Annotated in this window: 21 protein-coding genes; 13 read left to right on the forward strand and 8 right to left on the reverse strand. The window is 74.1% G+C overall.

Features of this window, described 5'->3' with window-relative positions:
- Window positions 1-59 precede the first annotated feature (59 nt).
- From ABZ249_RS12465 to ABZ249_RS12480, 4 genes are all read left to right on the forward strand, one after another.
- Window positions 60-1472, forward strand: coding sequence for a sugar porter family MFS transporter (locus ABZ249_RS12465; RefSeq protein ID WP_355261138.1), 1413 nt, complete (start codon window positions 60-62; stop codon window positions 1470-1472).
- Window positions 1473-1634: 162 nt separating this feature from the next.
- Window positions 1635-3065: a sugar porter family MFS transporter gene (locus tag ABZ249_RS12470; RefSeq protein ID WP_355261141.1), complete on the forward strand. Its 1431-nt coding sequence runs from the start codon at window positions 1635-1637 to the stop codon at window positions 3063-3065.
- Between the two features lie 49 nt (window positions 3066-3114).
- Entirely contained in the window at window positions 3115-4047 is a 933-nt protein-coding gene (locus tag ABZ249_RS12475) for a helix-turn-helix domain-containing protein (RefSeq protein WP_355261143.1), read from the forward strand.
- The gene (locus ABZ249_RS12480; RefSeq protein WP_355261146.1) at window positions 3971-4393 is read left to right on the forward strand and encodes a VOC family protein; all 423 of its coding nucleotides are present in this window, start codon (window positions 3971-3973) and stop codon (window positions 4391-4393) included. Before ABZ249_RS12475 ends, ABZ249_RS12480 begins: the two co-directional genes overlap by 77 nt.
- 40 nt (window positions 4394-4433) lie before the next feature.
- On the opposite strand, the gene ABZ249_RS12485 is transcribed toward ABZ249_RS12480, so the two are convergent.
- Together ABZ249_RS12485 and ABZ249_RS12490 are read right to left on the reverse strand one after the other, a co-directional pair.
- On the reverse strand, window positions 4434-6095 hold the full coding sequence (locus ABZ249_RS12485; protein WP_355261149.1) for an ATP-binding cassette domain-containing protein: 1662 nt from the start codon (window positions 6093-6095) through the stop codon (window positions 4434-4436).
- A gap of 580 nt (window positions 6096-6675) precedes the next feature.
- Window positions 6676-7698 carry a serine hydrolase domain-containing protein gene (locus tag ABZ249_RS12490; RefSeq protein WP_355261152.1) on the reverse strand — a complete coding sequence of 341 codons (1023 nt, stop codon included), beginning with the start codon at window positions 7696-7698 and terminating at the stop codon, window positions 6676-6678.
- A 423-nt stretch (window positions 7699-8121) separates the two neighbouring features.
- On the opposite strand from ABZ249_RS12490, the gene ABZ249_RS12495 reads away from it, so the two are divergent.
- Window positions 8122-8907 carry a MerR family transcriptional regulator gene (locus tag ABZ249_RS12495; protein WP_355261155.1) on the forward strand — a complete coding sequence of 262 codons (786 nt, stop codon included), beginning with the start codon at window positions 8122-8124 and terminating at the stop codon, window positions 8905-8907.
- 49 nt (window positions 8908-8956) lie between these two features.
- Here ABZ249_RS12495 and ABZ249_RS12500 read toward each other — a convergent pair whose 3' ends face one another.
- A complete protein-coding gene (locus tag ABZ249_RS12500) occupies window positions 8957-9172 on the reverse strand; it encodes an SHOCT domain-containing protein (protein ID WP_355261158.1) in 216 nt (71 codons plus the stop codon).
- A 151-nt stretch (window positions 9173-9323) separates the two neighbouring features.
- Here ABZ249_RS12500 and pabB point away from each other — a divergent pair, with 151 nt between their 5' ends.
- The 5 genes from pabB (at window position 9324) to ABZ249_RS12525 (ending at window position 15281) form a co-directional block, all read left to right on the forward strand.
- A complete protein-coding gene (pabB, locus tag ABZ249_RS12505) occupies window positions 9324-11327 on the forward strand; it encodes an aminodeoxychorismate synthase component I (RefSeq protein ID WP_355261161.1) in 2004 nt (667 codons plus the stop codon).
- A gap of 53 nt (window positions 11328-11380) precedes the next feature.
- Entirely contained in the window at window positions 11381-11992 is a 612-nt protein-coding gene (locus ABZ249_RS12510; protein WP_355261164.1) for a DUF4291 domain-containing protein, read from the forward strand.
- The gene (locus tag ABZ249_RS12515; RefSeq protein WP_355261167.1) at window positions 11989-12744 is read left to right on the forward strand and encodes an MBL fold metallo-hydrolase; all 756 of its coding nucleotides are present in this window, start codon (window positions 11989-11991) and stop codon (window positions 12742-12744) included. The genes ABZ249_RS12510 and ABZ249_RS12515 overlap by 4 nt, the downstream gene beginning before the upstream one ends.
- Before the next feature lie 47 nt (window positions 12745-12791).
- Window positions 12792-14297 carry an amidase gene (locus ABZ249_RS12520; protein ID WP_355261170.1) on the forward strand — a complete coding sequence of 502 codons (1506 nt, stop codon included), beginning with the start codon at window positions 12792-12794 and terminating at the stop codon, window positions 14295-14297.
- Between the two features lie 306 nt (window positions 14298-14603).
- Window positions 14604-15281, forward strand: coding sequence for a DNA alkylation repair protein (locus ABZ249_RS12525; protein ID WP_355261173.1), 678 nt, complete (start codon window positions 14604-14606; stop codon window positions 15279-15281).
- Window positions 15282-15366: 85 nt separating this feature from the next.
- Here the strand turns inward: ABZ249_RS12525 and ABZ249_RS12530 are convergent, their stop codons facing one another.
- Window positions 15367-16320, reverse strand: a complete 954-nt coding sequence (locus tag ABZ249_RS12530) for an NADP-dependent oxidoreductase (RefSeq protein ID WP_355261176.1) — start codon at window positions 16318-16320, stop codon at window positions 15367-15369.
- A gap of 70 nt (window positions 16321-16390) precedes the next feature.
- Between ABZ249_RS12530 and ABZ249_RS12535 the strand changes: the two genes are divergently transcribed.
- A complete protein-coding gene (locus ABZ249_RS12535; protein ID WP_355261179.1) occupies window positions 16391-17356 on the forward strand; it encodes a helix-turn-helix domain-containing protein in 966 nt (321 codons plus the stop codon).
- A gap of 1 nt (window position 17357) precedes the next feature.
- Here the strand turns inward: ABZ249_RS12535 and ABZ249_RS12540 are convergent, their stop codons facing one another.
- Window positions 17358-17942, reverse strand: coding sequence for a TetR/AcrR family transcriptional regulator (locus ABZ249_RS12540; protein ID WP_355261182.1), 585 nt, complete (start codon window positions 17940-17942; stop codon window positions 17358-17360).
- A gap of 49 nt (window positions 17943-17991) precedes the next feature.
- On the opposite strand from ABZ249_RS12540, the gene ABZ249_RS12545 reads away from it, so the two are divergent.
- Window positions 17992-18483 (forward strand): GNAT family N-acetyltransferase, encoded by a 492-nt coding sequence (locus tag ABZ249_RS12545; RefSeq protein ID WP_355261185.1) that lies wholly within the window; start codon window positions 17992-17994, stop codon window positions 18481-18483.
- 7 nt (window positions 18484-18490) lie between these two features.
- On the opposite strand, the gene ABZ249_RS12550 is transcribed toward ABZ249_RS12545, so the two are convergent.
- Window positions 18491-19567: a hypothetical protein gene (locus ABZ249_RS12550; protein WP_355261188.1), complete on the reverse strand. Its 1077-nt coding sequence runs from the start codon at window positions 19565-19567 to the stop codon at window positions 18491-18493.
- A 149-nt stretch (window positions 19568-19716) separates the two neighbouring features.
- Window positions 19717-20364 carry a flavin reductase family protein gene (locus tag ABZ249_RS12555; RefSeq protein WP_355261191.1) on the reverse strand — a complete coding sequence of 216 codons (648 nt, stop codon included), beginning with the start codon at window positions 20362-20364 and terminating at the stop codon, window positions 19717-19719.
- A 457-nt stretch (window positions 20365-20821) separates the two neighbouring features.
- Between ABZ249_RS12555 and ABZ249_RS12560 the strand changes: the two genes are divergently transcribed.
- Window positions 20822-21682 (forward strand): haloalkane dehalogenase, encoded by an 861-nt coding sequence (locus ABZ249_RS12560; RefSeq protein ID WP_355261194.1) that lies wholly within the window; start codon window positions 20822-20824, stop codon window positions 21680-21682.
- 73 nt (window positions 21683-21755) lie between these two features.
- Here the strand turns inward: ABZ249_RS12560 and ABZ249_RS12565 are convergent, their stop codons facing one another.
- Window positions 21756-22907: a winged helix DNA-binding domain-containing protein gene (locus tag ABZ249_RS12565; RefSeq protein ID WP_355261197.1), complete on the reverse strand. Its 1152-nt coding sequence runs from the start codon at window positions 22905-22907 to the stop codon at window positions 21756-21758.
- Window positions 22908-23801: the final 894 nt, after the last annotated feature.

Here is a 23801-nt window from a genome sequence, read left to right on the forward strand (position 1 = left end):
GTGACGCATCGTGGGTAGGAGGACCACCCTGGAGAGAACGCCCACCGGAAGGAGCGAACGTGAGCACCGTCAACGGGGGAGCGGGGGCGGACGTCAACATCGTCCACGTGACCATGATCGCCGCCGCGGCGGCCATGGGCGGATTCCTGTTCGGCTACGACAGCGCCGTCATCAACGGCGCCGTCGACGCCATCCAGGCCAGGTTCGAGGTCGACTCGGCGACCCTGGGATTCACCATCGCGTCGGCGCTGCTGGGCTGCGTGCTGGGCGCCGCCACCGCGGGGTCGCTGGCCGACCGGTTCGGACGCATCCGGGTCATGCAGGTCGCCGGCGTGCTCTTTGCGGCCAGCGCCATCGGGTCGGCCCTGCCCTTCGGCGTGTGGGACCTGACCGCCTGGCGCGTCCTGGGCGGCGTCGCCATCGGCATGGCCTCGGTCATCGCCCCCACCTACATCGCCGAGGTCTCGCCGGCCGCCTACCGCGGCCGCCTGGGCTCCCTGCAACAGCTCGCCATCGTGCTGGGCATCGCCTGCTCGCAGCTGGTCAACTACGGCATCGCCCAGATCGCCGACGGCAGCTCCCACAACACGATCGGCCCCCTCCAGGCCTGGCAGTGGATGCTGGGCGTGGAGGTCCTGCCCGCCCTGCTCTACCTGCTGCTGAGCCTGCTCATCCCCGAATCCCCCCGCTACCTGGTCCGGGTGGGCCGGCTCGACAAGGCCCGCACCATCCTCGCCGAGGTGGAGGGCGGCGGCTCCGAACGGGTCGAGCGCCGCATCGCCGAGATCCGCCGGGCGCTGGGCTCGGAGGTGCGCCCCAGGCTGAGCGACCTGCGCGGCCCCTACCTGCTGCTGCCCGTGGTGTGGATCGGCATGGCCCTGTCGGCGTTCCAGCAGCTGGTCGGCATCAACGTCATCTTCTACTACTCCTCCTCGCTGTGGCAGTCGGTGGGCGTCGCCGAGTCCGACTCGCTGCTGCTGAGCCTGTTCACCTCCATCGTCAACATCGTCGGCACCGTCATCGCCATCTCGCTGGTGGACCGGATCGGCCGCAAACCCCTGCTGCTGGTGGGCTCGGCCGGCATGACCCTCGCCCTGGCCACCGCCTCCTACGCGTTCGGGCACGCGGTCGTGGAGGGGGACGCGGTGAGCCTGCCGTTCGCGTGGGCGGCCGTGGCGCTGGTGGCGGCCAGCGCGTTCGTCCTGTTCTTCGCCCTGTCCTGGGGTGTGGTCGTGTGGGTGCTGCTGGGCGAGATGTTCCCCCTGCGCATCCGCGCCGCGGCCATGGGCGTGGCCACCGCCACCCAGTGGCTCGCCAACTGGCTCATCACCGTCACCTTCCCCAGCATGCGCGACTGGACCCTGAGCGGCTCCTACCTCATCTACGCGGGGTTCGCCCTGCTCTCCCTGCTGTTCGTGTGGAGGTTCGTCAAGGAGACCAAGGGCAAGACCCTGGAGGAGATGACCGGCTGACACCCGGGGCCGCCCACCCCGCACGCCCGGGCCCGGACCAAGGCCCGGGCATGATCGCCCCCGGGTTCGCCCCGCCCCGGGGTGTCGCGCCCGCCGGCCCCGCACCCGCCCCGCCACCCTGACCGGGACCGGCGGCGCGCGCCGCCGCGGAAGGGAGCGGGTGTGACCGGGAAAGGCAGCGCGGGGGCGACCGAGGGCCTCGCGGAGGGCGGAGGCGACCTCGCCAAGGTGACCATGATCGCCGCCGCGGCGGCCATGGGCGGATTCCTGTTCGGCTACGACAGCGCCGTCATCAACGGCGCCGTCGACGCCATCCAGGCCAGATTCGGCGTCGACTCGGCGACCCTGGGGTTCACGGTCGCCTCGGCCCTGCTCGGCTCGGCGGTGGGCGCGGCCGTCACCGGCTCGCTCGCCGACCGGTACGGGCGCATCCGCACCATGCGCATCGCCGGCGTGCTCTTCGCCGTCAGCGCCGTGGGCATGGCGCTGCCGTTCGCGATCTGGGACCTCATCCTGTGGCGGGTGCTCAGCGGCATCGCCATCGGCATGGCCTCCGTCATCGCCCCCACCTACATCGCCGAGATCGCCCCCGCCGCCCACCGCGGCCGCCTGGGCTCCCTGCAACAGCTCGCCATCGTGCTGGGCATCGCCGTCTCCCAGCTCGCCGACTACCTCATCGCCCTGGCCGCCGGCGGCAGCGCCTCGAACATGCTCGGCCCCCTCCAGGCCTGGCAGTGGATGCTGGGCGCCGAACTGGTGCCCGCCGCCGTCTACCTGCTGCTCACCCTGGTCATCCCCGAATCGCCCCGCCACCTGGTGCGGGTCGGACTCGTGGACCAGGCCAAGGAGATCCTGGCCAAGGTCGAGGGCGGCGGCCCCGCCCGGCTGGACCGGCGCATCACCGAGATCAGGTCGGCCCTGGGCTCGGAGACGCGCCCCAGGCTGAGCGACCTGCGCGGCCGGCTCGGACTGCTGCCCATCGTCTGGATCGGCATGGCCCTGTCGGCGTTCCAGCAGCTCGTGGGCATCAACGTCATCTTCTACTACTCCTCCTCCCTGTGGCAGTCGGTGGGCGTGCCCGAGGGGGACTCGCTGCTGCTGAGCCTGTTCACCTCGATCATCAACATCGTCGGCACCGTCGTGGCCATCACCCTGGTCGACCGGGTGGGCCGCCGCCCCCTGCTCCTGGTGGGCTCGGCCGGCATGGCACTGGCCCTGGCGGTGGCCGCCTACGCGTTCGGGCACGCCACCGCCGTCGGCGAGGAGGTGACCCTGAGCTTCGGCTGGGGCGTGGTGGCCCTGACCGCCGCCAGCGCGTTCGTGCTGTTCTTCGCCCTGTCCTGGGGCGCCGTGGTGTGGGTGCTGCTGGGCGAGATGTTCCCGCTGCGCATCCGCGCCGCCGCGATGGGCGTGGCCACCGCCACCCAGTGGATCGCCAACTGGGCCGTCACCGTCACCTTCCCCAGCATGCGCGACTGGAGCCTGAGCGGCTCCTACCTCGTCTACACCGGCTTCGCGGTGCTGTCGCTGCTGTTCGTGTGGAGGTTCGTCAAGGAGACCAAGGGCAAGACCCTGGAGGAGATGACCGGCTGACCCGCCGGACCGCCGACCCGCGCGGGCCCGCTCTGTTAGCGTCGAAGGCATGGACGAGCCGGAGCGGGCCTGGGAGTTCGCCACCGCCCCCGCCGGAACCGCCCCCGGGGTCGTGTCGATGGTCGGCTACCGGGCCCTGGCGGTCCCCGAGGCGGTCCACCTGGGCCTGCCCTCGGCGACCGTCACCTTCATCGTCTGCCTCGACGAGGGCGTGCGCGCCGCACCCGACGCCCGCTCCCTGGCCACGGCCCGACCCGCCCCCGTCCTCCTGGGCGGACTCCACCTGAGCGCCTCCCACGTGCGCCAGCAGCCCGGCCAGGCCGGGGTGCAGCTGGCCCTGCACCCCCTGGCCGTGCGCTCCCTGTTCGGGGTCCCCTGTGCCGAACTGGGCGTGGAGGACTACGACGGGCTCGCCCTGACCGGCCCGCGCGGCCGGGAACTGCACGAGCGCCTCACCGCCACCTCCACCTGGCAGGACGGGTTCGCGCTCATCGCGGACCACCTGCGCGACCGCTACCGCGACCGGCGCCCCCGCCCCGAACTCGTCCGCGCCTGGCGGCTGCTGGAGGAATCCGGCGGCCGGGCCCGCGTGGAGGACATCGCCCGGCAGGTGGGCCTGACCCCCCGCCACCTGGGCACCCTGTTCCACCGCGAGGTCGGCCGCCCGCCCAAGACCGTGGCCCGCCTCATGCGCTTCGACCACGCCCGCTGCCGCATCGCCGCGGGGATCCGCCGCAACGGGCACGCCGACCTGGCCGGCGCCGCCGCCGCGGCCGGGTACACCGACCAGGCCCACCTGAGCCGGGAGTTCGGCCGCTTCGCCGGGCTGCCCCCGGCCGCCTGGGCCGCCCGGGAGTTCCGGAACGTACAAGACACCGCGCCCGGCCCCGGGGGAGCCTGGGACCATGAGCACACACGACACCACCACCCCGGCCACCGCGGCCCTGCGGCCGCGCGTATGGGCGACCCTGCAGGCGCGTGACGCCGCGGCGCTCATCGACTTCTACACCGGGGCCTTCGGATTCACCGCCACCGCCCGCCACGACGACGCCGACGGGCGGGTGGCCCACGCCGAACTCCTGTGGCCCGAGGGGGCCGGCGGGATCATGCTCGGCGACCACACCCCGGGCCGGGCGTGGTCGCGCGAGCCCGGCACCGCGGGCACCTACGTCGTCACCGCCGACCCCGACGCCCTGTACCGGCGGGCCGCCGGCCACGGCGCCGACATCGTCCGGCCCCTGGAGACCACCGACTACGGGGCCCGCGAGTTCACCGTCCGCGACCCCGAGGGCAACCTGTGGTCCTTCGGCGACTACCCCGGCGCATGACCGGGCGCGCCCCGCCGCGGGTGCGGCGGGGCGCGCGGCGTCACTCCGCGGGCTCGCCCGCCAGCAGGGCGCGCACCCCCTCGGCGGTGGTCTCCACCAGCTCCTCGCCCACGAACAGCCACCGGGTGATCCCGATCGACTCCAGGAACGGCAGGTCGTGGCTGGCCACGACCAGCGCGCCCTCGTAGGCCTCCAGGGCCCCCGTCAGCTGCCGGACGCTGGACACGTCCAGGTTGTTGGTGGGCTCGTCCAGCATCAGCAGCTGCGGAGCCGGCGAGGCCAGCAGCAGGGCCGCCAGCGCCGCCCGGAACCGCTCACCGCCCGACAGGGTCCCCGCCACCTGCGCCGAGCGCGCCCCCCGGAACAGGAACCGGGCCAGCTGGGCGCGGATGCGCTGGTCCTCCACCCCCGGCGCCAGCCGCTCGACGTTCTCGGCCACCGTCAGGGCGTCGTCCAGCACGTCCAGCCGCTGGGGCAGGAACCGGGCCGGGACGAACACCCGCGCCGACCCCTCCCTCGGCTCCAGCTCCCCGAGCAGGGTGCGCAGCAGGGTGGTCTTGCCCGCCCCGTTGCGGCCCACCAGGGCGATCCGCTCGGGGCCGCGCACCCACAGGTCCGCGTTCGCCAGCGCCCCGTGCACCGGGGTCAGCCCCTCGGCCTTGAGCACCTCGCGCCCCGAGGGCACCGCCGTCTCGGGCAGCTCCACCTTGATCTCGGCGTCGCTGCGCACGGCCTCGGCGGCCTCCTCGCGGCGCTCGCGGGCCTCCTGCATCCGGTCCTCGTGCACGCCCTTGAGCTTGGCCGAGGACTCCTGGGACCAGCGCTTGAGGTTGCCGGCGGCGATCTTGGGGATGCCGCCCTGGGCCTGCACCCTGCGGTTCTGCTTCTGGCGGCGGGCCAGTTTGACCTGTGTCTCCTCCAGTTCCCTCTTCTGGCGCTTCATGTCGGCGTCGGCGGCCCGCAGGGCGCGCTCGGCCGCCTCCTGCTGCACCGCCAGCGCCTCCTGGTAGTCCGACCAGCCGCCCCCGTACCAGGTGACCGACCCCGAGCGCAGCTCGGCGATGCGGTCCACGCGCTCCAGCAGGTCGACGTCGTGGCTGACCACGATCAGCGTGCCGGTGCGCCAGGAGTCCACGGCGTCGTAGAGCCGCTTGCGGGCGAACAGGTCCAGGTTGTTGGTGGGCTCGTCCAGCAGCAGGACGTCGGGCCGCTCCAGCAGCAGGGCGGCCAGGCGCAGCAGGGTGGCCTCGCCGCCGGAGATCTCCCCGACGGTGCGGTCCAGGTCGATGCCGTCCAGACCGAGCCCGCCCAGGGTGGCCAGGGCGCGCTCCTCGACGTCCCAGTCGTCGCCGACCGCCTCGAAGTGCTCCTCGGACACGTCGCCGGACTCGATGGCGGCCAGCGCCGCCCGGGTGTCGGCGATGCCCAGGGCCTGGTCGACGCGCAGGCCGGTGTCCAGGGTGATGTTCTGCGGCAGGTAGGCCAGGCGGCCGCTGACGGTGACCGACCCCGAGGCCGGCCGCAGCCTCCGGGCCAGCAGCCGCAGCAGGGTGGACTTGCCCGAGCCGTTGGTGCCGACCAGACCGGTGCGGCCGCGGCCCACGGTCAGGGACAGGTCCTCGAAAACGGACGTGCCGTCGGCCCAGGCGAAACCCAGGGCGGAAACGGCCACGGAGGCACCGGCGACAGTGGGTTGGGACATGGTTCTCTCGCAATACGGAAGCGAAGTGACAGGGGCTTCGTATGCGAGCACCACGCGGCCGGGGCCGACAGGAGGGGTGAGAGGGTCCCGTTGGGGGACGGCTCGTGCACCGAGGTTCCATCCACGCGGATCCGCCGACGGCCCGGGGCCGTGGCGAACGGCCGGTCGGGGCCGTGCCGCGTGATGATCGCGAACCTCAGATGCGCAACGTCCACCTCATTCGTAGACAACAGGACGGGGCACACCGTACACGACCCCTCCGCGTTTGTCACCCCCCATCCGCCACCGGATCCGGCGCCCACCCCGGCCCGGGCGGGGGCCGGGGGAGCGGACCGCACTCTCCGGCGTACCGGGACCGACCCGAGCCCGCGGTGCGCCGCCCGCCGCCGGCACCGCCCCCGCGACCCCGGAGGCGGCGGGCATCCGCGCACCCGCACGCGAAGGCGCCGTGCGGGTGCGCGTCAAGGGGGGTTCAGCGACGAGGACCGCGCCGTCCCGCCGCACACCGGGGCCGGCCCCCTCGGCATCCCCCCGCCGTACCCCGGCCGCCCCTGGAGGGCACGCGGGTCCGGGAGCGCTCTCAGCTCGCCGTGCGGGACCCGCCGCAGAAGACCTCCGCGACGAGCCGCCGCTTCGCCTTCTCGAACGCCTGCGCCACGGCGGCGAAGTCGAGCTCGCCGTCCCCGACGGTCAGTGAGGCGGTGAGGGTCGTGCCCCCGTCGGGCGTGCTGTACATCAGCGCCGCCCAGCCGGCGAAGCCGCCGTTGTGGTGGAAGACCGTGCCTCCGCAGTCGGTGTCCTCCACGAACAGCCCCAGGCCGTAGCGGAAGTCGCCGCTCTCAGGGTGGGGCGTGCACATCTCGGCCAGCAGCGGGGCCGGCAGGAGCCTGCCGCCCATGAGCGCGGAGATGAACGTGTGGAGGTCCTCGGTGGTCGAGATCATGTCACCGGCGCTGGACGCCCAGGAGGGGTTCATGCGGGTGACGTCGGCCAGCTTCGACCGGCCCTCGTCCTCGTACCGGTAGTAGCCGTGGGCGTGCGGCTCGGGGATCTCCGGCGAGCCCTCCGGAGACACGGTGTTCGACATCCCCAGCGGTTCCAGGATCAGCCGCCGCATCTCGGAGGCGAGCGTGCGGCCGGTGACCTCCTCGACCAGCAGCCCGGCCAGCACGTAGTTGGTGTTGGAGTAGCTCCAGCCCGTTCCCGGCTCGAACCGGGCCGGCTCGGACAACGCCAGCAGGACCAGCTCCTGCGGCCGGTAGGTGCGGGACAGGCCGTCCACGTACTCCCGGCCCTGCGCCGGGATCCCCGGCAGGAGGGTCCCGTCGGGTTCGAACTCGCCGGTGAAGTTGAACACCCCGCTGGTGTGCTGCAGCAGCATCCGCACCGTGATCCTCCCGTCCAGCCCGAACCCGGGCAGGGAGTCGGCCACCGGGTCGTCCAGCCCGATCACGCCCTCGGCCACCAGCCGCAGCACCACGGTCGCGACCAGGGTCTTGGTCACGCTGCCGATCCGGAAGTGCCCGTCGGTCGGCGGCTCACCGCTCTCGCCCAGCTTGCGCACCCCGGCGCTGCCGACCCACTCCCGGCCCCGGTCGTTCACCCGCAGCTGCACCCCCCGCGAACCCGGAGTCGACGATCTCCTGGAGGGCCGCCCGCAGTTCCGGGCGGTCCTGCCCGCCGGTGGTCTCGTTGTTCCGGTCGGTCTTGTTCGTTTCGCTCATGCCCCGAGCGTCGACCTTGACCTCGGGGCAAGGTCAAGCCCCGATTTCCCGCGCCATTCCGACGACCCGTGGCCGAGGGGCGGCGCGTCGGGGCGCGGGACCGTGCGCGCCCCCTCGGTCCACGGCCGCGCGGGTTGACCCCGCCCCAGGGGCAGGGTGCACACTCACCATGTGACCACAGCGAACCCGCCCCGTTCGGGGAGATCTCCGGATCCGACCCCGGGCACGACGCCCTGCGAGCACACCCCGGCCGAGGCCGTGGGCACGACGCCCTGCCGCGACCGCACACCCGGGCCGAACCGATGACGGGGGACCGGGCCGAGGGCGTCACGATCGGGCAGGCGGCGGCGTTCGCGGGGGTCACGGTCAAGACCGTGCGGCACTACCACCGGCTCGGCCTCCTCGCCGAACCGCGGCGTGACGGCTCCGGCTACCGCAGGTACGGCTCGGACGACCTGCTGCGGCTGGTCCAGGCCCGGACACTGGCCACCGCAGGCGTACCGCTGTCGGAGATCGCGTCCCTGCTCGACGCCGACCCGGAGCGGTTCGCCGACGCCCTCACCGACGTCGAGCGGCGTCTGACCGACCGGATCACGGACCTGATCGCCCGACGGGACGCGCTGTACCGGCTCGCCGACGACCGTGCCCTGCTGTCCGACCGCGCCCTCGCGGTCCTGGACCGGATGGCCGGACTCGGCTTCGGTCCCGACTACGTGGCCGGCCAACGCGAGGCCCTGGTGCTGTTCCGGGCGCTGGCACCGGAGGGCCTGGACCACTTCCTGACCAACCTCGAACACCGGCTGGACGACCCCGGGTACGTCGACCTGATCAAGCGCAGTGTGGAGGCGGAGTCCTGGGAACCCGAGGACCCACGGATCGAGGAGCTCGCCACGGCCATCGCCGCCAACCTGCTGACCGACCGCGAACTGCTGGCGGTGCCGGCGGACTTCAGGATCGGACCCGACACCGCCACCCGGTACGGGATGATCGACCACCACCGCGAGGACCGGTCGCCGGCCTGGGCCCGGCTCAACGCACTGGTCGAGGCCGAGCTCCGCTCCGCGGGCGTTCCCATCCCGCACCACTGAGACCCGGCCCACGGCCGGGCCGCACCGCCGCCCCGGAACGGGGCGGGGCTCACTCCAGGTCGATCTTGCGCTGCAGGTACTCCTCCCGGCCGATCTCCCCGCGCGCGTACCTCAGCCGCAGCTCCTCCTGGGCCCGGTCCACCGGTGGGCGCCGCGGCCCCGGGTCGGCCCTGCCCGCGCCCACCGAGGCCGAGACGGTGACCGCGAGATAGACGCCCAGCGCCACCAGCACCAGGACCGCGACCGCGACGAACAGACCGGTCACCGCGTACTCCCTTCAACGAGGGGAAGTCCCCACTTCCTGTGTACCCGGGCCGCCCCGCCCGCACCAGGGGGCACCGCGCCCCTGTGGACGACCGGACCCCGGCGGGCTCCCCGTATCCTGGAATGTCGCCATCCACAGGAGAAGGGGCGGGATGCGCGTTCTGCTCGTGGACAACCACGACTCCTACACCTATAACCTGTTCCAGCTGATCGCCGAGGTCGCCGGGGCCGAGCCCGCCGTGCTCACCAACGACGACCCCGCCTGGGACGGGTTCGACTTCGCGGACCTGGACGCCGTCGTCGTCTCGCCCGGCCCGGGCCGCCCCCAGCACCCCCGCGACCTGGGCCGCGTCCCCGAACTGCTGGCCGCCACACCCCTGCCGGTGCTGGGCGTGTGCCTGGGCCACCAGGCCATCGCCCACCTGGCCGGAGCCGACGTCCAGTCCGCTCCCCAGCCCCGGCACGGCCACCTCACCCGCGTCCGCCACACCGGCACCGGCCTGTTCGCGGGGATCCCCCAGGACTTCACCGCCGTGCGCTACCACTCGCTGGCCGTCCCCGAACCCCTGCCCGCCCCCGTGGCGGCCACCGCCTGGGCCGAGGACGGCGTGGTCATGGCCCTGGAGCACCGCGACCTGCCCCGCTGGGGGGTGCAGTTCCACCCCGAGTCGATCGCGGGGGAGCACGGCGCCGCCCTCATCGGCAACTTCCTGGACCTGGCCCGCCCCCACCGCCCCGCCCCGGCGCCGCCCGCGCGCCCCGCACCTCCCGCCGCCCTCCCCGGGGCCGCCCCCGCACCGCGTACCCGCACCCTGGAGGGCGCGGTGGACACCGAGGCCGCCTTCGCCCGCCTGTACGGCGACGCCGGGTACGCGTTCTGGCTGGACAGCTCCCGCCCCCAGGGCCCGGCCCGCTTCTCCTTCCTGGGCGCGGCCACCGGCGAGGTCCTCACCTACCGGGTCGGTGGCCCCGTCCATGTCCGGCGCCCCGACGGCACCGCCGCCACCGAGCCCGGCACCGTGTTCGACGCCCTGGAACGCCGGCAGCGGCCGCGCACCCCCGCTCCGCTGCCCTTCGAGTTCACCGGCGGGTACGTGGGCTACTTCGGCTACGAGCTCAAGGCCGACTGCGGCGCCCCCGCCGCCCACACCCCGCCCACCCCCGACGCGGTGTGGCTGCGCTGCGACCGGTTCGTCGCCGTGGACCACCACACCGGCCGCACCCACCTGGTCTGCGCCGACGACGGACCCGACGGCGACGCCTGGCTGGCGGCCACCGCCGCCGCCCTGGCCGACCTCCCCCCGCTGGGCGCCCCGCCCCCGGCCGCCGCCCCCGAAGACCCCGCCGGCCTGCTGGAACGCCCCCGCGAGGGCTACCTCAACGACATCAAGGAGTGCCTGGCCCAGCTGGCGGCGGGGGAGAGCTACGAGATCTGCCTGACCAACCGCCTGCACACCCGCTACACCGGCACCGACCTGGACTTCTACCGCCGCCTGCGGGCCGCCTCCCCGGCGCCCTACGCCGCCCTGCTGCGCCTGGGCCCCACCAGCGTGCTCAGCGCCTCACCCGAGCGCTTCCTGCGGGTGACGGGCGAGGGCGAGGCCGAGAGCCGCCCCATCAAGGGCACCGCCCCCCGCCACCCCGACCCGGCCACCGACGCCCGCCTGGCCCGGGAGCTGCGCACCGGCGCCAAGACCCGCGCCGAGAACCTCATGATCGTCGACCTGCTCCGCAACGACCTGGGCCGGGTGTGCGAGGTCGGCACCGTCGGCGTGCCCGCGTTCATGTACACCGAGTCCTACGCCACCGTCCACCAGCTGGTGTCCACCGTCCGCGGGCGGCTGCGCGCCGACGTGTCGGCGGTGGGCGCCGTCCGCGCCTGCTTCCCCGGCGGGTCCATGACCGGCGCCCCCAAGCTGCGCACCATGGAGATCATCGACGCCCTGGAGGGGTCGGCGCGCGGCGTCTACTCCGGCGCCCTGGGCTACCTGTCGGACTCCGGCGCCGCGGACCTGAGCATCGCCATCCGCACCGCCGTCCGCCGGGGCGAGGAGCTGACCGTCGGCGCGGGCGGCGCCATCGTCCTGGACTCCGACCCCGAGGACGAGTACGCGGAGATGCTCCTCAAGGCCGCCGTCCCCCTGCACGGCCGCTGACCGCCGCGAAATCGGCTTGCGGGGGCGGGGCGGGTGCGGCCAGGGTGAACACCGTGAACACCGAGGTCCCGCTCCACCAGATCCGCGCCCGGTACACCGACACCACGGTGACCGTCTACCAGGCCTACTCCCCGCGCCTGGGGCTGCCCGCCGCCCGCGACGGCCGCTTCCCCGCCGACTGGAAGCGCGGCCGCATGACCTGGATCAAGCCCTCGTACCTGTGGATGATGTACCGGTGCGGATGGGCCCGCAAGGAGGGCCAGGAGACGGTGCTGGCGGTGGAGATCACCCGCGAGGGCTTCGAGTGGGCGCTGCGCCGCGCCTGCCTGTCCCACTACAGGCCCGGGGTGCACGCCGACCGCGACGCCTGGCGGCGGGAGCTGGCCGCCGCCCCCGCCCGGGTGCAGTGGGATCCCGAACGCGACCTGCGCCTGCGCCCCCTGGAGCACCGCTCCCTCCAGCTGGGGCTGGCGGGCGAGGCCTCCACCCGCTACGCCGACGAGTGGATCGTCTCCATCACCGACGCCACCCCCGCCGTCCACCGCGTCCACGACCTGGTCCGGCGGGGAGAGACGGAGGCGGCCGCCGCCCTGCTGCCCGCCGAGCGCCCCTACCCCGAGACCCCCGGCCTGCTGGACCGCCTGCGCCCCGGAGCCGCGGCATGACCATGACGGTGACCGTGCTGGGCACGGCCTCACCCGCCCCGCTGCCCGGCCGGCCCTGCTCGGGGTACCTGCTGCGGGCGGGGGAGCGGTCGGTGTGGGTGGACGCCGGGTTCGGGACCCTGGCGGCCCTGCGCGCCCACGCCGACCCCGCCGCCCTGGACGCGGTGTGGATCTCCCACCTGCACGCCGACCACTGCGCCGACCTGGCCGCGGCGTTCTACGCGCTGCGCTACGGCGGCCTCGCCGCCGCGGGGCCGATCCCGGTCTACGCCCCCGCCGGGCTGGCGCGGCGGCTGGCGGGGTTCTTCGGCCGACCCGACACCGCGTTCCTGGAGAACACGTTCTCCTTCCATGACCTGCACGACGGCCACCGGGTGCGCCTGGGCGACCTGGAACTGACCTCGCACGCGGTGGTGCACGACGTGCCGGCCTACGCGCTGCGCGCCCGCCACGACGGGCGCACCCTGGCCTACAGCGGCGACAGCGCCCCCTGCCCGCAGCTGGCGGCCGCCGCCCGCGGCGCCGACCTGTTCCTGTGCGAGGCCGACCACGACGCCCCGCCGCCGGGGGAGGAGCGGGCGCATCTGACCCCGGAGGAGGCCGCCGCCGCGGCCGCCGAGGCCGGGGCGGCCCGCCTGGTCCTGACCCACACCGGCCCCTCCCTGACCCCCGAGCGGGCCGCGGCCCGCGCCGGCGCCGCCCTGGGGCGCCCGGTCGCCCACGCCCGCGAGGGCGAGACCCTGCGAGTGTGAGCCGCACAGAACTAGAACACGTTTCATAACGGTGTTAGGTTCCGTGCATGCGAGTCGACGAATACCTGCAACACGATGCCGTGGGCCTGGCCGACCTCATCGCCACGGGCCGGGTGAGCGCCCCCGAGGTGCTGGAGGCCGCGATCCACCGCGCCGAACAGGTCGAACCCCGCCTCAACGCCCTCGTCCTGAAGATGTACGACGAGGCCCGCCGCCGGGCCGCCCGCCCCCCGGCAGGCCCCCTGTCCGGAGTGCCCTTCCTGCTCAAGGACCTCTTCCAGGACTACGCCGGATTCCCCACCTCCGCCGGCAACCGCGCCCTGCGCCACGTGCCCGCCACCGGCCACGCCGAGATCGTCCGCCGCTGGCTCGACGCCGGCCTGGTCCCCTTCGCCAAGACCAACGTGCCCGAATTCGGAGCCAAGGGCATCACCGAACCCCGCGAGTTCGGCCCCGCCCGCAACCCCTGGAACACCGCCCACACCCCCGGCGGATCCTCCGGAGGCTCGGCCGCCGCCGTCGCCGCCGGCGTCGTACCCGCCGCGGGCGGCAACGACGGCGGCGGCTCCATCCGCATCCCCGCCGCCTGCTGCGGCCTGTTCGGCCTCAAACCCGGCCGGGGCCGGGTCCCCTTCGGCCCCGCCTGGGGCGAACCCATGCACGGCGCCTCCGTCAACGGCGTCCTGACCCGCACCGTCCGCGACAGCGCCCTGCTCCTGGACGTCATGGCCGGCCCCGAACCCACCTCGCCCTACCCCATCGCCCCGCCCGAACGCCCCTACACCGCCGAGACCGACCGCGAACCGGGAAGGCTGCGCATCGGCTTCACCGACCGATCGCCCCTGGGCACCCGAGTCCACCACGAGGCCGTGCGCGCCGTACGCGACGCCGCCGCCCTGCTGGAGGACCTGGGCCACGACGTGTCCGAGGCCGAACCCGCCATCGACGGCCGCGCCCTGACCGAGGACTTCCTCACCCTCTGGTACGGGTCCATGGCCGCCCTGGTCGACGGCGTCAAGGCCGACACCGGCTGCACCGACGACGACTTCGAACCCGACACCCTCATCCTGGCCGCCATGGGCCGGGCCCGCACCGCGGGCGACTACGTGCGCGGCCACGACCGCTGGAACGCCCACATCCTGGCGCTGGCCGACTTCCACTCCCGCTACGACCTGCTGCTGACGCCCACCATCGCCGGCCCGCCGGTGACGATCGGACGCCTGGACCCGCCCGCCTGGCTGCGCGGCGCCGAACGCCTCCTGGTGCGCACCCGCACCGAATGGCTGGTGACCCGCACCGACCTGGTCACCACCGAGGTCATGAACAACCTGACCGCGACCCCGTTCACCCTCCTGGCCAACCTCACCGGCACCCCCGCCATGTCCGTGCCCCTTCACTGGACCGACACCGGACTGCCGCTGGGCGTGCAGTTCATCGCCCCGGCGGCGGGGGAGGGGCTCCTGCTGCGCCTGGCCGCCCAGCTGGAACGGGCCCGCCCCTGGGCGCACCGCCGCCCCGCCGGCGTCCCCTTCCCCGAACCCGCCACCGCCTGACCGGTACACCCGGCCGGCACACGGGAGAAGACGACCGGGGGAGGACCGGTCCGGCGACCCCGCCGGGAAAGGCGCAACGACCGCGGCCACCGCCGTACCGGCCGGAACCCCGCCGACCGACGACGAGACCGCCGGGCGACCCCCCGGGCCCGGCCCGCACACGGGCGACGCGCGCTCTGGCATCGGGACGCTCTGACGTGTTCTCTGGAATCGGGGACCCGCCCCGGTCCCGGGTGTTCACCCGTGGCCCGGGCCCGGACCGGCGGGTTCCCCGGAACACCGACCGACGACAGGAAGGCCGGCGGAATGGCACAGCCCCTTGAGCGGATCCAGGACGCCTTGATCAACCGGCAGAGCCCCGCGGAGAGGGACAAGATCATGCGACGCCTGCCGCCCGACAGCGGCCTGGACGCGATCGGTGTGCGGATGCGGGAGGTGTTCGACACCGCCGAGGAGTGGGAGGACATCGACCTCTCCCACGTCCCCGGCCTGTTGGCCGGCCCGTGGTACGAGATGCGCATGGTCGGCGTCTCGATCCTCGACTTCAAGGCGCGGCACCGCAGCCTGGACGACGACGGGCGGCGTCGGCTCTACGAGACCTACATGAACCACCACGAATTCATCAACATCTGGGACCTCGTCGACCGCTCGGCCCCGCGTGTCGTCGGCTGGTACCTGCTCGACAAGTCGCGTCGACCGCTGTTCGATCTGGCGAGGTCCGAGGCGGCGATCGAGCGGAGGACCGCGATCACCGCCTCCTTCTGGCTCATCAGGCAAGGGGACCTCGACGACCCGCTCGCCCTGGCCGATCTCCTACTCGACGACCCCAGTGAACTCGTCACCAAACCGGTCGGCACCGCTCTGCGCGAGGCCGGCAAGATCGATCGACGACGCCTGCTCGACTTCCTCGCCGAGCACCGGCACCGGATGAGCCGCCCGACCCTGCGCCTGGCGACGCACCTGCTTCCGGCCGACAACGAGTGACCTCTTCGAGAGCAGGCGCGGTCCCGGCCCCCGCCGCGAAAGAGGCCGAAAGCCGGGGCCGCCCCGGACAGGGACGGCCCCGCGGTCAGACCTCCAGCACCAGCTTGCCGGTCACGTGCCCGGTATCGCCCAGCGCGTGCGCCCGGGCCGCCTCCGCGAGCGGGAACACCTCCTGCACGTGCGCCCGCAGCAGACCGCGCTCCACCAGATCGGCGATCGCCGCCATCCCCGCGTGGTCGGCCTCCACCAGCAGGCCCGCCACCCGCACCCCCAGCTCCCGCGCCCGGGCCCGCTGCCCGGCGGTCACCGCCAGGATCGACACCGCGATCCCGCCCGGCCGCAGCACCCCCAGCGACCGGTCCAGCACCTCACCGGCGAACGGGTCCAGCACCACGTCCACATCGCGCACCACCTCGGCGAAGTCCACCTCCCGGTAGTCCACCGCCTCGTCGGCGCCCCACTCCTTGAGCAGCCCGTGCTTGGCCGCACTGGCGGTACCGATCACGTACGCCCCGCGGGCCTTGGCGATCTGCACCGCCACATGCCCCACCCCGCCCGCGGCGGCGTGCACCAGCACCCGCTGCCCGGGCCGCACGTCGGCGGTGTCCACCAGGGCCTGCCAGGCGGTCAGCGCCACCAGCGGCAGCGCCCCGGCCTGGACGTGGTCGATCCCGGCCGGCTTGCGCGCGAACGCCCGGGCCGGCCCCACCGCGTACTCGGCGTGCGAGCCGACCCCGTACGGGTACGGCAGCATCCCGAACACCTCGTCGCCCGGCTCGAACAGGGTGACCCCGTACCCGACCGCCTCCACCACACCGGCCACGTCCCAGCCCAGCACCAGCGGGAGCCGGTCCAGGAACCCGGCGTTCGCCCGGTGCTTCCAGTCGGTGGGGTTGACCCCGGCGGCGCGCACCCGCACCAGGATCCGGCTCGGCCCGGGCACCGGCCGGGGCAGGCGCACCTCCCGCAGCACCTCGGGGCCGCCGTAGGCGTCCTGGGAGACCGCCCGCATCATCGCGTCATCGCTCGTGTGACTCATGGGAACCAGCCTGCTCCGCGGCCGACCGACGGACAATGGCATGATCGCCATCTTTCGATACGATCATGCCATGAGCGCCGAACCCCGCCCGCACCTCGTCGCCGTCCTGGCCCTGGACGGCGTCTACCCCTTCGAACTGGGCATCCCCGCCCGGGTGTTCGGCTCCGCCGACGGGCGCTACCTGGTGCGCACCTGCGCCCTGGAAGGCCCCACCGTCCCCACCAACGCCGACTTCTCCATCACCGTCGACCACGGCCCCGAACTCCTGGCCCGGGCCGACACCGTCGTCATCCCCCCGTTCGACACCGGGCGCATCACCCGCGAACCCCCGCCCGCACTGCTGGCCGCCCTGGCCGGACTGCGCCCGGGCACCCGCCTGGTGTCCATCTGCACCGCCGCGTTCGCCCTGGCCGCCGCCGGCCTGCTGGACGGGCGCCCGGCCACCACCCACTGGGCGCTCACCGACGTCTTCCGCGCCTGGTACCCCCACGTGGACCTGGACCCGGACGTGCTGTTCGTCGACGACGGCGACCTGCTCACCTCCGCCGGCGCCGCCTCCGGAGTGGACATCTGCCTGCACCTGGTCCGCCGCGACCACGGCAGCGAGGTCGCCAACCACGTCGCCCGCATGTGCGTCGTCCCGCCCTGGCGCGACGGCGGCCAGGCCCAGTACATCGAGCACCCGGTGCCCGACCCCGACCGCACCGGCACCGCCGCCACCCGCCAGTGGGCCCTGGAACACCTGGACGAACCCCTCTCCCTCGCCGACCTGGCCGCCCACGCCCGAATGAGCCTGCGCACCTTCGTACGCCGCTTCACCGACGAGGTCGGCACCAGCCCGGGCCGCTGGCTCACCGCCCAGCGCGTGGAACGCGCCCGCCACCTGCTGGAGACCACCGACCTGGCCGTGGAGGAGGTCGCCTCCCGGGTCGGGTTCGCCACCGGCGCCTCCCTGCGCCAGCACCTGCGCGCCGCCCTGGGCGTCTCCCCGGCGGCCTACCGGCGCACCTTCCGCCGCGCCGTACCCGCCGGCTGAGTCACCCGGCCCGGGACAGCGCCAGCCCGACCGCCGCGGTGGTGCGCTCCACGTCCCCCGTCGCCAACAGGTCCAGCAGCGCACCGCGCAGCACCGCCAACACCAGGGTGCGCCGCGCCACCCCCTCGGGGGACCCCCGCTCCCCGACGTCCTGCGCCCCGGCCAGCAGCTCCAGCCAGTCCCGCACCGTGGCCTCGGCGAACCCCGCCCACGGCCCCTGCGGCTCGGTCAGCGAACGCACGTAACTCTCCGCCCACAGGGTCAACAGCGCCCGGTGGGCGTCGTCGGCCAGCCACCGCCACAGCTCCAGCGCCGTCGAGGCCAGGTCGCCGCCCCGCCCGCGGGCCCGCCGCCCGACCCGGTCCACCAGGTCCAGCTCGTCCCGCCGCGCCCGCGCCAACAGGGCGCGGATCAGCCCCTCCTTGCTCCCGAAGAGGTAGAGCAGCACCCGCGGACTGGACCCGATCGCCGCCGCCAGGGGACGCAGGGACAGCTCGGCCAGACCATGGCCGAGCGCATAGGTGTAGGCCGCCTCCAGCAGCTCGCTCTCGCGCGCCGAAGGGGCGTTTGTTCCCGCCGCCGTCACGGGGCTATCATCGCACTGAAACGAGTGTTTCAGTGACGGAGGTGCGGCCATGGGAGAACCGAAGGCCGAGATCAGGCCCCTGGACCGCCCCGGAGACCTGGGATGGACCATCCAGGCCCACGGCGAGATCTACGCCCGCGAATACGGCTGGAACACCGACTTCGAAGCACTGGTCGCCCGCATCGTCGCCGACTACACCGACCAGGACGGCCCCCGCGGCGCCTGGATCGCCGAAGTCGACGGCACCCGCGCCGGCTGCGTCTTCTGCGTCCCCGACCCGGACGCCCCCGACACCGCCCGCCTGCGCCTGCTCCTGGTCGACCCCGCCGCCCGCGGCCTGGGCCTGGGCACCCTCCTGGTCCGCCAGTGCCTGGACTTCGCCCGCCAGGCCGGATTCACCCGGATGACCCTGTGGACCAACAGCGTCCTGGCCGCCGCCCGCCGCATCTACCAGGCCCACGGATTCACCCTCACCGCCGAGAACCGCCACCACTCCTTCGGCACCGACCTCACCGGCCAAACCTGGTCCCGCCCCCTCTGACCCCCGCCTAGAACGCGTCCCACGCAACCTGCACCCGCTCGTACACCGCGCGCACCACCGGCTCCCTCACCCGCGGGAGCCGGGCCAGCACATCCAGGAACACCCCCCGGTCCGGCCGGAACCGCCGATGGGGCAGCACCCCCACCGACACCTCATCGAGCAGGGCCGGCTCCGGCGCCCGCCCCCACGCCAGGGCCGACGCCGCCCCGCCCGGCAGCGCCAGGTGCGCCCAGGCGCCCGCGGCGAGCGGCACCACAGGCGCACCCCCACCGGGCCGCCACACCTCGCCCGTCTGCGGATGCACCGGCACCACCAGCACATCCGCGTCCGGCACACCGAGCCCCGGACCCGCCAGCGCCGTCCGCAACCCCCGGTCCCCGGCCGGGAGAAGCGCCTCGCACGCGGCCGAGAACAGCACCGCCGCCGCCCCCTCGCACACCACGCCCACCCCCGCCCCCGCCACCACAAGATGCGCCAGCGCCGCCCCCGCGGCGGCCTCCCACACACCCTCCAGGGCCGAGGCCCTCGGCCACGCCCCCGCCCCGGGCCCCGGCGCCGCCCCGCCCGGAGGCTCCTCCCACCGGGCATCCGCCAGCGCCCGCGCCCACCCCGAAGGCACGGACCCGGAACCCACCGCCCGCACCGCGTCCGCCTCCAGGCGCACCGACTGCCACAGCGAACAGTCGTCGATCCGGGCGCCCACCGCCCGCCCGCACCCGGCGCACGCCAGGTTCGGCCCCGCGGACCCGTCCAAGCCGCAGCAGTAACCGGCACACCACTCCGTCACCAGCACCGTTCCGCGGACGTCACCCGGGGCCAGCACCACCGCCCCCGCCGCCCCCAGGGGCACCGAGTGCACCGGGGCGAGAACACCGTGGGCCGCCGCCTCCGCCTCGTCCACCGCCTCCCACGGCAGCCACGGCGGACCCGACCGCCGGGGGTCCACCGCATACGTCCCCGAACGCATCAACACCGGCATCAGCACACCGTTGCCCCACTTCTGGTGCGCGTGGTCGGGCAGCACCACCCGCTCCACCGGCGCGCTCAGCACCGCCCCGCACCCCGCGCACACGAATTCCACCACCGGCGACCTCCACCCGAGCGGGCCCGGCAGGGGAGGGGCCGCACCCCGGGCACCGGACCGACACGGCCGATCCTGTCAGTACCGGGCACCCACCAATGGGGGAGGGCCGGCCCCGGACGGCGGGGCCGGCCGAACGGAACGCACCCGCCCTACGACGCGACACCCCGCACCGACGCGGGGGAGCGGCCCCCGGCGGTCTCGGAGCGGTGGGAGTGGCCCACCTCGGCACCGAGCCCGAAGTAGTGCCGGAAGCTGTACACCAGCGGCCGCCAGCGCTCCGGATCGACATGGTCGGTCCCGGGCACCACCACATCCTCCCGGGCATGCACCCGCACCACCTCGGCCTCCACCACCACATGGGCACCGGAACCGTCCGGCCGCACCTCGCGCACCACGGCCTCCAACTGCAACGGGCACTCCACCACACGCGGGGGACCGACCAGCTCCGACGCCTGGGCCGTCAGGCCCGCCGCACCGAACTTGTCCGCCTCGAACCGGCAGCCCGGCGGCTTCCCCTCGGGAACCGGGTACCGCCCCGTCAGCGGCGCCAACCGCTCCACCCGCTCCCACAGGTCGGCAGAGGGCAGGTTCACCACCAGCCCGGCACCTTCCCCCAGGTTGCGCGCCGTCTGCCCGGTGGCCCCCAGCCCCAGCACCACCGTCATCCCCAACGCCCAGACCGACGAGACGGGCGCCAGGTTGGGCGTCCCGTCACCGTTGATCGTCGAAAGCAGGGCCACAGGGGTCCCGAAGTAGAGGATGCGGGGTTCGATACGCAGATGTCCGTCGGAAGTCATGGTCGAAAACCTAGGCACGACTCGTTTCGCCGGCCGACGAAGTGTCCCCGCTCCCGGAGGCCCCCGCGCGACGCGGCGCCGCGCAGGGGCCCTCTCGGAGCGCCGTCACCCGGTTCCCCCCGGACCGGGGCTACGGCGCGGCCACGCACGTCACCCCCCGATCGGCGCGCGGCCGGCACTCGCGCTCGACACGCCCCGGGACTGCGGAACCCGTACGGGACGGAGCTGCGAGTGCACCAGCCCACTACCCGAACACCCAACCGCAAACGCCATCCCAGAGTGACGCACATCACCGAACACCCGTCCGATGCCTACGGCGCCCGCACACACGACGGGCCCGCGACCCCCGCCGCGCGACCGCTCTGTAGGGTGGCCCTGAAATTCCACGCAAAGGGTTCGCGGCGGCGCGACCGGACGGAGACGTCCGGGCGGCGGACACACCACAGAAGGAGTCCCCGTGCCGACCGGCTTCGTCCCCGACACAGACCTGTACCCCTTCCAGTCGCGCTGGTTCGACTCCTCCGCCGGCAGGGTCCACTACATCGACGAGGGGACCGGGCCGACCATCCTGTTCTGCCACGGCGCCCCGGCCTGGAGCTTCCTCTACCGCCACCTCGTGAAGGACCTGCGCGACCGCTACCGCTGCATCGCCGTGGACCACCTGGGCTTCGGGCCGTCCGAACGCCCCGCCGCCTTCGGCTACACCGTCGCCGAACACACCACCGTCCTCGGCGAACTCATCGACCACCTCGAACTCGACGGGTTCGTCCTGATGGGACACGACTGGGGCGGCCCCATCGGTCTGGGAGCGGCCACCCGCCGAGCGGACCGCCTGCGGGGGACCGTCCTGGGCAACACCGTGTTCTGGCCGGTCGACGCCCTGGCGAACCGGGCCTTCAGCGTCATCATGAGCAGCCCTCCCATGCAGCGGCGGATCCTCGAACAGAACTTCCTCATCGAACGGGTCATGCTCTCGGAACTGAGGCGCACGCTCACCGCGAACGAGGCCGACCACTACCGCGCGGTACAGCCCACCCCACAGGCCCGCCGCGGCCTCGCCGCCATGCCCGGGCAGATCCGCGCCGCCCGCCCGCTGCTGGACCGGCTCTCCCGGGACGTGCCCGCCCTGCTCGGCGACAAGCCCGCCCTGGTGGTGTGGGGAATGAAGGACATGGTGTTCCGCCCGAGGACCTCGCTCCCGCGGATACGCGCCGCCTTCACCGACCTGGAGGTGGTCGAACTGCCGAACGCACGGCACTTCATCCAGGAGCACGCGCCGGAAGCGATCACGGCGGCGATCCGCAAGCGATTCCCCTGACCACGACAGGCGGAGGACGCCCCAGGAGGCCGCGCGCATGCGGCGCCGGGCACCGGGGGAGGGGCACCACCCCTCAGGCGTGCGGACCCACCGACACGGTGCCGAACGTCAACCGCGGCACCGCCTCCAGAATCTCGCCGATCCGCTCCACCCGCTCCGCGACGGCCTCGCGCCGGGCCGCCGAGAGCGGCACCAGCGCCTCCACCGTCACGTCCAGCCGACGCCCCGAACGCCGCTGGTGCCACACGCCCGCGGCCACCCCGTCCAGGTACAGCACCGGAAAGTTGCCCGCCTGGCCCGCCGCCAGCGCACGCCGCCCGACCGCACCGGGAAAGACCACGTCACGGGGGTGCGACCCCACCGTGTAGGCGTCGAAATAGGGGAGGAGCAGCACCTCCGGCACCGACCCCGGAGCCTCCCCGACGTCCCCCGCCACCCGGTAGGCGACCGTCCCCTCCACCTCCACGGGCTCGATCCGCCCCTCCAGCGACGCGAACAGCGCGCTCGCCCACCGCCGGGGAGCCGCCATCCACTGCGCGAAGTGCTGCGGCGTCGCCGGACCGTACGCCCGCAGATAGGACAGCACCACGTGCTCCAGCGCCGCCCCGGCCTCCGCGGGCGCGAAGTCCGGCAGCCAACGGCGCGGACTCGTGTAGGTCACCCTGCGCCCGCGCATCGGGCCGAAGCACAGCGCACCCCGGTTGGCCAGGGTCTGCGTGGCCGCCCGCCAGCGCGGCCACCTGTCCTGGAAGGCCTCCATGACCCGGTCCGCCGCCCAGGGGCCCGCGTGCTCGGCCAGCGCGTCGGTGAGCTCGTCTACGGTCAGCTCCCGGTCCGCGAGGACCTCGGTGACGGCGAGCTCCAGCTCCCGGACCTGCTCCGGCGTGAGCAGGCCGTTGTGGGCGCCCTTGCCTCCCCGGGCGTTTTCGGCGGACTCCAGCGCCGCGGACCACAGGGGGAGTTCCCGGGCGGGCAGCAGGTGCACGGTCCCGCGCGGCCCGAAGGTCTTGACGAGTTCGTGGGTGTCCCACAGCGCGGACCGCACGCGGGTGCGGTCCGCGCCCTTGAGACGCAGTCCCACGGACAGCTCGGCCGCCGACATCACCTGGGCGTGGGCGCCGCACATCGCCGAGACGACGTCGGCGGCGCTGTCGCCGGGGGCGGCGAGCCCGTGCCGCCACAGGCGTCGCGCGGTCATGTCCTGCCAAGTGGTGGGGGTGCCCATCGTGCTCCTCGGGGGTGGCTCCGTGTCCGTGGATCCACCCTAGGAAGAGTGGAGGTCAGGTTCTGTCCTCGAGATGAGAGCCGGGAAACCCTGTGGGGAGGGCGCTCCAACGTTTTACTTGACATAATGTGCATTATCGGCGGCGTGCACGAGAAGGCCGAGAGGGGCTGGAACGCCCGCACCGCAGGCGTTCCGGTGTTCCGGCCGCCGTTCGGGGCCTCGAGCGCCATCCCGCCGCGCGGCACACGGACGCCCGGGGCTCGACGAACGCCCGCGCGCACGAGCGCCGACGGAATCCGGGGCGAGCCGACAGGCGGCGCGCCCAGGCGGCACGTCGGCCACAGGATCGATGACCGCGGAAGGTGATCTGCGAATCCGGAGAGTCATGTCCTGCGGTCCGGGCGCCCGCCCGCGACATCGGCCCGCCGGCCATCGCCCGCGGCGTCTTCGACCGCCCGCGCACACTCGTCACCTGGGCTCCCGCGCCACCGGTGGGATCACTCCCGGGCGGCACCGCCCGCTGCGTTCCGCCGGCATTGACCCATGCCCCCCAGGGCCACCTCCGTCGGCCCCCGGAGATCCCGGCCCCCGACTCCCCGCACCCCACCGCCGTCGGTCCCCGGCGCCCTCTCCGGCTCCGACCACCGGCAACAGCCGGAAGCAGCCGGGTGCCGAACGGCGGGCGTCCCCCGCTCCACCCCCACCCCCATCCACCGAGTTTTGATGCATAACATGCTTTATGCATCATTTGCGTGTCCTTGTGAAGTTCATGCCCATGGCACCCTCCATCCCATCGAATGACCGTTTCGGGGCGCCCGAACCCCGCATCCCCCCGAAGGTCACCGGACCGGCTCGGCGTCTGGAGTTCGGCGATCCCCCGCGGTTACCGTGGCC

Origin of the sequence: Nocardiopsis sp. NPDC006139, from assembly GCF_040614155.1 — a bacterium.
In the GTDB taxonomy this organism is placed as follows: domain Bacteria; phylum Actinomycetota; class Actinomycetes; order Streptosporangiales; family Streptosporangiaceae; genus Nocardiopsis; species Nocardiopsis changdeensis.

Excerpts from the sequence above, each read along its gene's own strand:
- ABZ249_RS12520 (WP_355261170.1), top strand. The coding sequence starts at position 12,792 with ATGCGAGTCGACGAATACCTGCAACACGATGCCGTGGGCCTGGCCGAC.
- ABZ249_RS12565 (WP_355261197.1), bottom strand. The coding sequence starts at position 22,907 with ATGGGCACCCCCACCACTTGGCAGGACATGACCGCGCGACGCCTGTGG.
- ABZ249_RS12525 (WP_355261173.1), top strand. The coding sequence starts at position 14,604 with ATGGCACAGCCCCTTGAGCGGATCCAGGACGCCTTGATCAACCGGCAG.
- ABZ249_RS12485 (WP_355261149.1), bottom strand. The coding sequence starts at position 6,095 with ATGTCCCAACCCACTGTCGCCGGTGCCTCCGTGGCCGTTTCCGCCCTG.
- ABZ249_RS12475 (WP_355261143.1), top strand. The coding sequence starts at position 3,115 with ATGGACGAGCCGGAGCGGGCCTGGGAGTTCGCCACCGCCCCCGCCGGA.
- ABZ249_RS12515 (WP_355261167.1), top strand. The coding sequence starts at position 11,989 with ATGACCATGACGGTGACCGTGCTGGGCACGGCCTCACCCGCCCCGCTG.
- ABZ249_RS12530 (WP_355261176.1), bottom strand. The coding sequence starts at position 16,320 with ATGAGTCACACGAGCGATGACGCGATGATGCGGGCGGTCTCCCAGGAC.
- ABZ249_RS12480 (WP_355261146.1), top strand. The coding sequence starts at position 3,971 with ATGAGCACACACGACACCACCACCCCGGCCACCGCGGCCCTGCGGCCG.
- pabB (WP_355261161.1), top strand. The coding sequence starts at position 9,324 with ATGCGCGTTCTGCTCGTGGACAACCACGACTCCTACACCTATAACCTG.
- ABZ249_RS12555 (WP_355261191.1), bottom strand. The coding sequence starts at position 20,364 with ATGACTTCCGACGGACATCTGCGTATCGAACCCCGCATCCTCTACTTC.
- ABZ249_RS12495 (WP_355261155.1), top strand. The coding sequence starts at position 8,122 with ATGACGGGGGACCGGGCCGAGGGCGTCACGATCGGGCAGGCGGCGGCG.
- ABZ249_RS12535 (WP_355261179.1), top strand. The coding sequence starts at position 16,391 with ATGAGCGCCGAACCCCGCCCGCACCTCGTCGCCGTCCTGGCCCTGGAC.
- ABZ249_RS12545 (WP_355261185.1), top strand. The coding sequence starts at position 17,992 with ATGGGAGAACCGAAGGCCGAGATCAGGCCCCTGGACCGCCCCGGAGAC.